Origin of the sequence: Flavobacterium sp. CLA17 (assembly GCF_013112255.2) — a bacterium.
GTDB lineage: Bacteria > Bacteroidota > Bacteroidia > Flavobacteriales > Flavobacteriaceae > Flavobacterium > Flavobacterium circumlabens.
Genome location: NZ_CP068294.1, coordinates 1,048,314 through 1,061,545, shown reverse-complemented (window position 1 = coordinate 1,061,545; position 13,232 = coordinate 1,048,314). Strand labels below are relative to the sequence as shown.

Here is a 13,232-nt window from a genome sequence, read left to right as displayed (position 1 = left end):
TCTGTTTTATATTAAAGATTAAGGTTATATGCTAATTTTAAAAAATACGACCGGCCGTACGCCAGCATTACTTCTCCCGGAGCTGCATGTCCGGCCGTTTGATTTGTATTTGTCTGATTTACATTGGTGATATCAAAAAGATTTCGGGCTCCAATGGTAACTTCAAATTTTTCTTTAAGGAAGTTTTTGCGGGCTGACATATCAAGCCAGTTACTTTGGTCAACATCTGATAAGATGAATGAAGAAGACCCCTCTATAAAGCGTTGTGTTTTTCCATTATATTTATAATATCCGGAAAATGTAGTTTTCCATTGTGGAAGGAAATAAGAAAAACTTGCATTTAGATTAAAAGAATAAAGAAATTTATCATCTGATGTAAACATCTTATTCTCTATTTTTTGTGAGATACCAATTATTGCTGCTCCAAAATTAAATCCCAGATTATCTTTTCGAAATTGATTGGTTGTTGAAAAATTCCAGACTTTATATTTACTTATATTGATATATTGATATTCCGGATTACCCGTATCCGTATTAAATCCTGTCAATGCCATATCTATTCGGTCATTTACATCTAAATAGCTTCCCGACAGCGTATTTGACATTTGTAATCCTGAAGAAAACACAGTTGTCTTTTTAAAACTGGTTTCATAAGAAGTACTGGTTTCGGGGATAAGATTTTCGTTCCCTATAAAGAAATGTCCATCAAATATTAGTTTGGAATATAACTCTTCAAACGTTGGGGTACGGAATCCGTTTCCATAGGAACCACGAACCTCAACTCCTTTATCAAATAAATATCTCAAGCCTACTGAAGAGGCATATTGATTTTGAAACTTTGACTGGGCTGAAAATCTTATTCCCGGCCTAATCGAAAATCTTTGAGTTGCCATAATTTCCGAAGAAGCAAAAAAATCATAATTCTCAATCGTTTTTCGAACTGGCACAAAAATATTGCTGGCCTCCTGAACCAGTGAATACCCCCGATTGTTTACGAATTCGTATCCCAATTGTAAATCAACTTTCTTGTCTGTAAAAAAATTACTTACTGTTCCTGTAGAATAGAGAACCTCCATCGACTGGTCTTTTACCTTGACATTATTTGCTTCATCCTTAGTTGCCAAAAGATATCTAAAATCCTCAACATCACGTTTTTGTTTTTGATGCGAAAGAGAAACATTATAAGTGAGCTGAGAAAATATTTTACCTGTTGCATTTAAATTATGGAAGTACCTGTTTGTTAAATATCTTTTATCATCAGCATACCTGTAAGATCCCTTAACAGGACTAAAACCTGACTGCACGGTACTATTATAATAGTCTACATTTTCATCCAGATATTCAAACTTATAGAAAAAACGAAAATTATCTTTGTTGTAAGCTATTAATGCTGTACCATTTAACTGATCTTTTGGCAACCATCGATACCCTCGTGAACCATCATTTTCATTATAATCAATTCCATTTTTATCACTCAGGTAGCCTTGAAAGTCATTACGATTTGCGCCTAATGAAACAAACCAGTTTTTATCAAAATTATGAGTAACCCTTAAAGACTGAATATGTCTCCCTTCCTTAAATAGTGAATACTCGTCGCTAACTGTTTCTTCCTGAACCGCAGCATTGATCCCCCATTTATATAGTGATGCTTTTTTTGTAATAATATTTAAAACACCACTAACTGCATTCCCGCCATAGGTAACTCCCATTGAGCCCTCGACAATTTCAATATGATCTACATCATTAAGATTAATCTGAGATAAATCGGTGTTATTTCCCAAACCTGCTTCATTAACCAAAGGAACATTGTCAACCAAAATTTTAAAATACTGTGCGTCTAAACCAAATAAGGAAACAGTTGATCTTCCACTTGTACTACTTGGTCGTACTGTAATGTTTAAATACTGATTTAAAACGTCAGCTAAATTATTTGCGGCTAAATTTTGTATATCCTGACTTGAAATTACGCGAACATTAAAAACTGATTTTTTTATTGACTGGGGCTCAAACTGCCCGGTAACCACCACCTCGGAAAGTTTGTTTACAGCCGTAGTATCCTTTTCCTGAGCAAAAGAGATTTTACAAAAAAGAACAACTGCAAAAAGAGTAATTTTTATTTTCATTATTTTTATTGAGTCTTAATAATGACGCAAATATAGAAACTATTTTTATTTATTCTAAATAAAAAAACATATATTTGCCAAAAATTTTAAAACCAAAATAATAAGTTATGATTACAAAAAGCCTCTATTTTTCAGCCTTTATGGCTTTGACTTGCAGCCTTGGTTTCAGTCAGGACAAAAAACAACAAGACATTAAATCAATCAAATCGATGTGTGGTTGTTATGAAGTGAAGTTTAATTTTGCAGAAACATTCCAATATGCTAAAGATTCAGCAACTTACAAACCTTCTCAGACTAAACATGAATCTGCTTTAGAATGGGTTGAACTTTTAGAAGACACTCCAAACAAAATCGTGATGCAGCACTTATTAATTGTAAGTGATGATATGATTATCAAACACTGGAGACAAGACTGGCTGTATGAAAATACAGAGCTGTATTCATTTGATAAAAACAATTCCTGGAAATATAAAAAGCTGGATCCAAAAGCCGTAAAAGGACAATGGACTCAAAAAGTATTTCAGGTAGACGATAGTCCAAGATATGAAGGATCTTCAACGTGGGTTCACGTGGACGGAGAAAACTACTGGTCAAATGTGGCTGATGCTCCGCTTCCCAGAAGAGAGCAGACCAAACGCAATGATTATAATGTTTTAAAAAGAAGAAACATTCACGAAATCACCGCTACAGGATGGAACCATGAACAGGATAATGCTAAACTAATCAGAGATGACAGCGGGAAAGACGTGTTGTTAGCAGAGGAAAAAGGATTTGACGTTTACACAAAAGTTCCGGATAGCAAATGTATTGCCGGTCAGAAATGGTGGAAAGAAAATAATGCCTTGTGGAAAAATGTTCGTGATAAATGGCAGACTCTTTTTGACAGACATAAAGACTTAAACTTAGAAGCAAAAGTGGACAGAAAAGCCCTTTACTCTTTATTGTTTGATTTAAAACCAAACGCTACAAAAGCAGAAAGTGATGCTATAATAGACAAGTTCGTAAAATAAAAATATTTGTGTTAGTTGTAAAAAGCTGATAGTTTTAGGACTATCGGCTTTTTTTATAACCAAAAAAACCGTTTAAAAATTAATTTAAACGGTTTCCCCTTTTTCAATTATACTAAAAGCTTACTAATTCAAAATAGTTAAAAATGAATAAAGGGTTTATTGTATGATTAGAATCTATTTTGATTCTAATACTTATCCCAAAATAATTTGGTTGTCATTTTATCGCCTCCAATTGCAGCTGAAGCAGCAGTATAATTCACTCCGTTTGTAGAGGAAGCCAGGTGGGAATAAACCATTCTCACAGGGACTTTTTTCTCAGCAGCATCTACAGCAGTAGATGGTGCCTGAAGTTTTGGAAAATCAAGTCTTCTGTATGCTGTCCAGGCTTCAAATCCTCTGTTGTAATATGCAATCCACATTTGATATGCGATTCTTTCTTTAGCATTACTTCCTATTGCAGTAGCGAAAGCGACATTAGGTTGTGCAAGATAAGCTGCAACGTTTGCATCTGTGACACCCCAATATTTCATGCTTGCAGTAATACCATTATTATAATGCGTGGCTGTAGAACCAACAGCCCATCCTCTGTTAGCAGCATCTGCTAATAAAAAAGAGGTTTCTGCATAATCAAATAGATCTCCTTTGAAGTTGATTTCTTTTAAGGCTGTATTGAATAAAGAAACAGTGGCAATATCAGCTTTCAAACCATAAGGCGCACCAACATACATTCCTCCTTTTTTAGAAGCAGGATCGAAATAAAAATCTCTTCTTGGATCATTAAGTATATTTAAAGCATCTGCGAATAAACCAGATATAGCAAAATCTTCTCTACTTTTGAAATCTTCATAGTTTGGATTGAAGTGTGGTTTAGCAGACGTATATTGAAAAATAGCATTATCAGCATTGCCGGTCATTGCTCCGGAGTTGTAAGCAGTTTCCACCAAAGTTTTAGCAAGAGCTGCATCTACATCCGACAATTGCATACCCAATTTAATTTGAATAGAATTTCCATATTTCTTCCACTTCGCAACATCTCCCTTATAAATTAAATCTGCATTGTCAAAACTCTTGTAAGCGGTGTTCAATTTGCCTATTGCATTAGGTAAACGGGTTGCCAAATCTTTGTAAATGGTAAGTCCATCATCATATTTTGGCAGCCAGTTATCGGGTTTTATTGCCTCAAAATAAGGTACATTACCGTAAAGATCCACCAGAGTCTGAAATGCCTGAACAATCTGAATTTCAAGAATTGCAATTTTATTTTGTTTTACAGCAATAGCCTCAGTGCCTGCTGCAGGTGTATCTGCAATTTTATTCTGAGCATCGATTAAGTCTTTCAGCACATCCCTGTAAAGCAATTGCCAGTTTGCATTTCCCAGCGAGCGGGCCGCCATCTCATACCTGCCTTCATCAGGATAAGCAATCGCTGTCCATTGCTGTGCATACAGCCTGAAATTATTTCTATTGGCAGATGCATTGTTTAAAAAAATAGCATATTGCTCCTGTGCAGAAGTCATAAGCGCTTCCGGAACAGGTGTAACATATGCTTTAGTATCCTCGTTTAAACCCTCGAGATTATCACAGGAATTTAAACTTACTGCCAGGATTGCAAAAAATATAGAGTATTTTAATTTTTTCATTTTTTTGATTTTTTAGAATTGAACTTTTACACTAAAGCTAATTTCTCTTACTGAAGGCATAACACCTGTTTGGAATCCCTGGAAGTTTCCGGAACTGAAACCTGACTCAGGGTCTGCGTATGGTACGTTTTTATGAATAATCCATAAATTGCTTCCATTTGCTGCAAAAGTTACATTGTTCATAAATGTGCCCTCTAAAAGCTTTGCTGGTAATTGATAGGCAATAGAAACCTCTCTTAATTTGACATAGGAAGCATCATACACAAATGCCTGATTTGGAAAAGATTTATACCCTAAGTTTGATTCCCCTTTATCAGTGGTAACCGCTGCTCTCACATTATTAGGAGTACCATCAGCCTGAACCCCCTGCAAGATTTGTCCGCCTGGCCTTGCATCATTAAGCTGATTACGAATTGGATTCCCTAAATCATTTGTTCCAACGGTATTTTGATAAAGGCCACTGGCTTGTCCATATGCCTGATCTAGTGAGAAGACGTCTCCTCCTTTTTTAATATCAATAAGGAAGCTGAAAGTTAATTTTTTGTAATTAAAAATATTATTGATACCACCTGTCCAGTCCGGAGTTATATTTCCAATAGCAACGTTACTCACTCTATCATAGTTTCCATTTGGCAATACCACTCTTTCTCCATTTAAATACCTGTACCCAGACCCTTTGATTACACCAAGTGGCTGACCCGGAATAGCATTTAAGCTGGTTGCCTGATTAAATGTGCCTATAACCACTTGTTGAAGGCCATCGGCTAACGATACCACTTTACTCTCGTTTTTATTCCAGTTGATTTTGGAAGTCCAGGAGAAGTCTTGTGTTTTTACAGGAACTAAAGTAAGCGTCAATTCTACACCTTTATTCGTAAGTTTTCCGGCATTGGTTGTTGTGCCACTGTATCCCGTTTCGGAACCTGTAGTGATATCCATAATCAAATCCTTTGTAGTACTCTTGTAAAAAGAAGCTTCAAGACCAATTCTTCGTTTGAAGAATTGCAACTCAATTCCGGCCTCCTGACCATCAATAGTTTCAGACTTTAAGTTGGGATTTTTACGAATATTTTCATTAGAGAATAAAGGAATAGTTTCATTAAAGTTAGTTCCTTTAGTATACACCGGACTAATTACATGTACCTCGGCATCATTTCCGGTTTGGGCAAAATTAACTCGTAGTTTACCGAATTCCAGCCAGGGTAAATTTAAATGCTTACTAAAAATATACGTTCCGGTAACGGAGGGATAACTGTACTTAGAATCTTTCACTGGCAACGTAGATGATTCGTCAATTCTGAAAGTTCCTTCAATGAAAAAAGTGTCTTTATAGTCGAAAGATGCACTCGCATAAGCACTATTCACTCCACGTTCATCTAAAAATTCCCTTGGATTTTCGATCCCGCTAAAGGAATTAGAAAGCGCATACATTTTTGGAATTAACAAACCTCCATTAGTTGACGCACGAATAGAACTCATTCTGCTTCTTCGGCTTAATGCTCCAAGTAAACCTCTAAAGTTAAATTCTTCTGCAATTTTAGCCTTAAAGTTCAGCAATAAGTCAAGATTAATTTCTCTGAATCTCTTGTCATATCTCGAGTAGCTGGAAATATTACTGTTAGCGCCCGATCCTACCGCTACTCTTTCTTCCTGAGTTTCTGCATAGGTATCTACTGCTCCTCTTCCTGTTACAGAAAACCAGTTTGTAATTTCAGTGTTAATCGTAAAATTACCAAAGAAACGATCCCTGCTAAAATTGTTGTAATTTTCATAACGGGCAAAATAAGGGTTATCCCAATAGAGCGGTTTTGTATCCTTAGTAGATTTGGGATTCCAGGTAATGTTTTTACCTGTTGATCGATAGGCACGTTCCTGCTCTTTAAGATCTACATCAGTATGCCACCATTGTCTAAAGCTACCCATGATATTATCTGAATATCCGGTATCGTTTAACCCGGTTCCACCAGAAGCAATATAATTTGCAGTGGCAGCGATCTCTGTTTTGCTGCTTACTTTATAGCTGCCGGAAAAATTAAAATTGTTTTTCTTTATGGAGCTATTAGGCAGGATTCCGGTTTGATCAAAGTTAGTGTAACCAAATCTAAAAGTGCCATTTTCATTTCCATTACTTATCGCAATATTGTTTGTGTAAGTAGTAGAGTGTTTAAAAAAAAAGAGCGGATCATTTTTAGCTGCTACCCACTGTGAGGTTTTCCCATAAGTGGGTAATTCCGGATAATAGGAATTCCAGTTATAGACTCTCTGAGATGAATTGAATGCCGGACCCCACGAAGCATCTTCTGCTACTATTGTTGGAAATGACCCTTCTCCCAAATCTACTTTTGAACTGAATACAGAACTGTCCCCGCCTCCATATTGTTTTTGATACTGAGGAAGCGTTTTTTTGTCGGCAGTACCCGTTGAGATACCTGAACTAAAAGAAATCCCAAGGCCTTTTCCTTTTTTTCCTTTTTTGGTGGTGACGATAATTACACCATTCCCTGCTCTTGAACCGTACAAAGCAGATGCTGCTGCGCCTTTTAATACATTGATTGTTTCAATGTCATCCGGGTTAATGTCTGATGCAGCATTTCCATAATCAAAACCGGAACGTCCCATTTTTTGTTCTGCCGAGTTTGAATTGTCATTATTTAACGGGATACCATCAACTACCCAAAGAGCCTGATTGTTTCCGGTAATTGATTTAGAACCACGTATGACCACGTTTGTTGATCCCCCGATGTTACCACTTCTTTTAATTTCAATACCGGCAACTTTACCTGCAATTGAATTGGAAACGTTTCCGGTATTCACTTTAGTCAAATCTTCCCCATTAACCTCCTGAGTCGCATAGCCAAGAGATTTTCGATCTCTTTTAATTCCTAATGCAGTCGTTACCACAACACCTTCCAGTTCTTGTGCATTGTCAATCAATTTAACATTAATTATAGATGTACTTGCTGGTACTTCCTGAGTTTTCATTCCGATATAGCTGAAGACCAATAGCTGATTCGATGCTACACGAATAGTATATTTTCCGTCAAAATCAGTTTGAGTTCCTGATTTCGTTCCCTTAACTAAAACACTAACGCCGGGCAAAGGCATTCCTGCATTGTCAGAAACTTTTCCTGTTACTGTTTTTTCTTGTGCAAAACTTAATTGCAAAACAAGCGCGAAAAACAGCGACATTAATCCTTTTAATTTTTGTTTCATGATTCTTAATTTTAAAATTATGGGACGAACTTATTAAATTAAAATATTTTTAACAAGAATAATTACTTATTTAACACTAATAAATGTAAATATTATACTACTTTATATTCATTTATAAAACATTAGATAATGTAAAATCTTACATTTCAAAAATTATTTTCGTGATTTTAACAAAACTGAAAAAACTCAAAAGAAAAAAGCACAATAAGACCCCTTATTAAGTTTATTGAATGTTCGGTCGTTCGATAAAAAATAAAAAACCGTCCAAAAATTAATTCAGACGGTTGATCCTTATATTATTTATAACTAAAAGGGTACTAATTCAAAATAATTAAAAATGAATAATAAGGAGATATCTTTAATCTCTGATAACAATATTGTAGGATATTTGTTTGGACTTGTTTAGAGTGACTCTTTTGTGGTATCTGAGCTGCAAAATTGGTTTAAATGCGTCTTTTTATGTTTTGCTTCTAACAGGTAGGAAAATTAATATAATATATTGTTATATGCAAATAAAATCTTACTTTATTTTTAAATATCTTTTTTGTATTGTAAGAATTACTATTTTAATGACGTAGAAGTAACTGTCCACATTTGAAATTCTAAACAAAAAAAGCCGATAGTGAGTTCACTATCGGCTTTCCTAAATCTGTTTACTGAAATTTACATTCTCTCCGGAACTTCAATTCCTAATAAAGTAAAAGCAGCTTTTATAACTTCAGCCACTTTTTGGGAGAGCTGCACTCTGAATATTTTTTTAGTCAGATCAACTTCTCCTAAAATATGTACGGACTGATAAAATGAATTGTATTCTTTTACCAGGTCATAAGTGTAATTAGCAATTAACGCCGGGCTATGATTCTGAGCGGCATTTTGAATTACTTCCGGGAAAAGCTCGATTTGTTTTACCAGTTCTTTTTCTTTCTCGTGTAAGGCTGTAGTATCCGTTTTACTTGAAAAATCAAAATCGGCTTTACGAATAATCGACTGGATTCTTGCGTACGTATATTGAATAAAAGGACCCGTATTTCCTGCAAAGTCCACTGATTCTTCCGGATTAAACAAAATACGTTTCTTCGGATCTACCTTTAAAATATAATATTTAAGAGCTCCAAGGCCAATTGTTTTGTATAATTTGGTTTTTTCGTCAGCAGAATAACTGTCCAGTTTTCCTAAATCCTCAGAAATTTGTTTTGCAGTAGCTGTCATATCCTGCATAAGATCATCGGCATCTACAACGGTTCCTTCGCGGCTTTTCATTTTTCCGGAAGGTAAATCAACCATCCCGTATGATAAATGATACAAACTTGAAGCCCAGTCAAAACCTAATTTTTTCAGGATTAAGAATAAGACTTTAAAGTGATAATCCTGCTCGTTACCAACGGTATAAACCATTCCGCCTACATCCGGCATATCTTTTACACGCTGAATTGCCGTTCCGATATCCTGGGTCATATAAACGGCTGTTCCGTCTGAACGAAGTACAATTTTTCGATCCAGACCTTCATCTGTCAGATCAATCCAGACTGAACCGTCCGGATCTTTTTCGAAAACACCTTTATCAAGTCCCACCTGAACTACATCTTTTCCTAATAAATAGGTATTACTTTCATAATAATATTTGTCAAAATCAACGCCAAGATTAGCGTACGTAGTAGCAAAACCATCATAAACCCACTGGTTCATCATTTTCCAAAGCGTAATCACTTTTTCATCCCCGGCTTCCCATTTCTTAAGCATATCCTGGGCTTCAATGATAATCGGAGCCTGTTTTTTTGCTTCTTCCTCTGTTTTTCCGGCTTCCATCAATTGAGCGATTTCAGCTTTATACGCTTTATCGAACTCTACATAATATTTACCAACTAATTTATCTCCTTTTAAATTGGAACTTTCGGGAGTTTCTCCGTTTCCGAATTTCTCCCAGGCCAGCATCGATTTACAGATATGAATTCCACGATCGTTGATGATTTGTGTTTTATATACTTTTTTACCCGAAGCCTTAATAATCTCGGCAACAGAATATCCTAACAAATTGTTACGAACGTGACCTAAGTGCAACGGTTTGTTGGTGTTTGGCGAAGAATATTCGACCATAATGGCTTTCTCCTTCGGATTTGGAGTTACATAACCAAATTTTGCATTGTCCTTTATTTCATTAAAGAAATTCAAATAATAACGATCTGCAATCACAATGTTTAAAAAACCGGATACGACGTTGAAACGCGCCACTTCGGAAACATTTTCAACCAGATAATTTCCGATTTTATTTCCTAACTCAACAGGATTACTTTTAATCACTTTTAGTAAAGGAAACAGTACCATGGTGATATCGCCTTCAAACTCTTTTCTGGTAGTCTGAAACTCAATTTTATCAACACTAACATCAAATAATGCTTGTATTGCTTTTTGTATAGAAGGTGTAAGAATTTGTGATAATGACATGTAAACTTATTTTTAAAGTGAGCAAAGATACTGCTTATTCACCAATTAGAGAAAATCAAAAACATATAAAATTATTGAAAAGAGTCAGAATTTCACAAAAAACACTTTATTTCAATTGTTAAAATTATCAAAAAATCAAAACCTTAATCTCTTATAAAACAGCGGGTCTTCAAATAAAGCAAACTTTATTTTTCTTTTTCTGTAACATATCGATAACAAAAGAGTCTTAATAGGGACTTTGAATTCATTTCAAAAGAAAAAAACTAAAAACAAATCATCATCAATCAAATCAAATCAATCAAGTACCACGTTATGAAATTAAAATTCTTTCTGTTCGCATTACTGGGTGTAATGGCAACAGCTCAGGCTCAGAATTCGGGGACAGTCTCCGGAAAAATTACCGAAAAATCAAACAATACTCCAATTTCATATGCTACGGTTTCTATCAAGGACAACGGAAAGGTAGTTTCCGGAGTAAACACAGATGATAATGGTGATTTTAGCTTTAAAAATTTAGCTTTAAAAAACTATACCATCGAAATTCAGTACATTGGGTTTAGAAAATATGTGGGTTCAATTATTTTAAGTGACAACAAAAAAGAAGCAATTGTAAAAGTAGCTCTTGAAGAAGAAGCTACACAGCTAAAAGGCGTAAACATTGTAAATGAACGTTCTACAATAGAACAAAAAATTGACCGTAAAGTGGTTACCGTAGGAAAAGACCTGACTACAGCAGGAGCTTCGGCATCTGATATTATGAACAATATTCCATCTGTAAACGTAGACCAGGATGGAAAACTTTCCCTTCGTGGAAATGATAATGTACGTGTCTTAATTGACGGAAGACCCAGTAATATTGATCCGGCCCAGTTATTAAAACAGATTCCGTCAACTTCTATCAAAAAAATTGAGCTGATTACCAATCCAAGTGCCAAGTACAATCCGGAAGGAATGTCCGGAATTATCAACATCATTTTGCATAAAAATGCTAATACAGGCTTCAACGGAAGTTATAGTGGTGGTATTACTTTTGGTGAAACGGCCAAATACAATCAGTCATTGGATTTGAATTATAAAACCGGAAAAGTGAACTTTTTCGGGAATGTGGGACAAAACTTCGGAACTTATTTTAATGATGGTCTGATCCGAAGATTTGATGAGAATATTATACAGGATCTGGACATTAAAAATGAGAATGATTCTTACCTCTACAAGATTGGTATGGATTTCCTGATCAACGATCACAATACTTTATCTTTTTACACGAATCAGAATAAATCGACCGGAAAAGGATTTGTAGATACTGACATTGATTATAACAATGGGGATCCGGACATTAAAAATATCTTTCAAAAATCTAAATATTCAGGACCTGAAGAAACAGGAACGTATAATTTAGCTTATAAACATATTTTCAAAAAAGAGGGTCATACTTTAGATTTTGAAGGAAACTACAGCGATAGCAAAGAAACTCAAAATGCCAATTTTGATACTAAAACGACAGCTCCCGATAATACGGTGAAAAACATAATTTACAACGATTTGATTAAAAGCGATCGTCAGTTAAGCACCATGAATATTGATTATGTGAATCCATTAAGTGAAAAATCAACCCTTGAAGCTGGTGCCGAAGCCAGAATTACCAGAACAGGCAATGATTATGCAACTGGAAATCCCGTTGTTGCGGCAAAAGATCAAATATCAAACTATACCTATGATACCGATATTTACTCTGCTTATGTAACTTTCGGACAGAAGTATAAAAAATTCAGTTATCAGGTAGGAGCCCGTTTTGAAAGTTATAAAGTGGCTGCCAATCTGAATTACGGCCAGAAAAAATTTGATGATGATTACATTACGCTGTATCCTTCTGCTTATTTGACGTACAACCTAAATGAGAAAAATACGTTACAGCTTAGTTACAGCCGTCGTGTAGACCGACCAAGTTTAGAGCAGACAAAGCCTATTCGTGAATTTTCTACTCCTTTAGTAACTTCATTTGGAAATCCTGAATTGAGACCTCAGTTTACTAATTCAGTTGAAGTAAATTATACCAAAACATTAGAAAAAGGAAGTTTTACTGCCGGAGTATTTGTAAGACAAATCAATGATCAGATCAGCAGAATTTTATATCCTGATGTAGCAGACCTGAGCGGTAAAAAACAAATTATGTCTTTTACCAACTACGACAGCAATACGGCTTATGGATTTGAAGCGTCTTTTAATTATAAAATTACAAAGTGGTGGGATATCTCTCCGTCTATTGATTTCTCGAGTATCAATCAGCAAGGAATTGTGTTTCTATATGATACGCCAACCAATACGAGTAATCCTGTTGAAAGAAAAATTACTGTTTCGGCTTTTAATGCTCGTATGAACTCGAATTTTAAAGTAAACAAACGTTTAAGCTTCCTTTTATTTGGATTTTACAAAGGCCCAAGCGACGGACTTCAAAATAACAGTCATGAAATGTACAAAATGGACATAGGTTCACGTTATACATTGTTAGACAACAAGATGAATATAAGTGTGCGTTTTAATGATGTTTTCAATACCATGAAATATGCTTTCGATACGATGTATCCTTATCCTCAGGCAGGACAGTTTACTTGGGAGAGCCAGACTGTTTATTTAGGTTTAACGTATAACTTTGGAGGAGGAAAAATCAAAAAACTGCAGCGTAAACAAAGAGAAGACAACACTAATAAAGACGGTGGCGGAATGTTTTAGTCCCGTTCGTATTAGCAGATTTTTATATTTTTAATAATTTTTTGTAGAGAAAAGGCCTGGAGTTTGCCAACTTC

Annotated in this window: 6 protein-coding genes; 2 read left to right on the top strand and 4 right to left on the bottom strand. The window is 35.3% G+C overall.

All coding sequences use genetic code 11. From position 1 onward, the window contains the following. Window positions 1–11: 11 nt before the first annotated feature. A complete protein-coding gene (locus HAV12_RS04625; RefSeq protein WP_171568680.1) occupies window positions 12–2,123 on the bottom strand; it encodes a TonB-dependent siderophore receptor in 2,112 nt (703 codons plus the stop codon). A 107-nt stretch (window positions 2,124–2,230) separates the two neighbouring features. Between HAV12_RS04625 and HAV12_RS04620 the strand changes: the two genes are divergently transcribed. Further along, window positions 2,231–3,133, top strand: a complete 903-nt coding sequence (locus tag HAV12_RS04620) for a DUF6607 family protein (protein WP_171568679.1) — start codon at window positions 2,231–2,233, stop codon at window positions 3,131–3,133. Window positions 3,134–3,318: 185 nt separating this feature from the next. On the opposite strand, the gene HAV12_RS04615 is transcribed toward HAV12_RS04620, so the two are convergent. The 3 genes from HAV12_RS04615 to argS form a co-directional block, all read right to left on the bottom strand. Next, window positions 3,319–4,773: a SusD/RagB family nutrient-binding outer membrane lipoprotein gene (locus tag HAV12_RS04615; protein WP_171568678.1), complete on the bottom strand. Its 1,455-nt coding sequence runs from the start codon at window positions 4,771–4,773 to the stop codon at window positions 3,319–3,321. A 12-nt stretch (window positions 4,774–4,785) separates the two neighbouring features. Next, window positions 4,786–7,986: a SusC/RagA family TonB-linked outer membrane protein gene (locus tag HAV12_RS04610; protein WP_171568677.1), complete on the bottom strand. Its 3,201-nt coding sequence runs from the start codon at window positions 7,984–7,986 to the stop codon at window positions 4,786–4,788. A gap of 663 nt (window positions 7,987–8,649) precedes the next feature. After that, window positions 8,650–10,428, bottom strand: a complete 1,779-nt coding sequence (argS, locus tag HAV12_RS04605; protein WP_171568676.1) for an arginine--tRNA ligase — start codon at window positions 10,426–10,428, stop codon at window positions 8,650–8,652. A gap of 312 nt (window positions 10,429–10,740) precedes the next feature. Here argS and HAV12_RS04600 point away from each other — a divergent pair, with 312 nt between their 5' ends. After that, a complete protein-coding gene (locus HAV12_RS04600) occupies window positions 10,741–13,158 on the top strand; it encodes a TonB-dependent receptor domain-containing protein (RefSeq protein ID WP_171568675.1) in 2,418 nt (805 codons plus the stop codon). The last annotated feature ends 74 nt before the right edge of the window (window positions 13,159–13,232 follow it).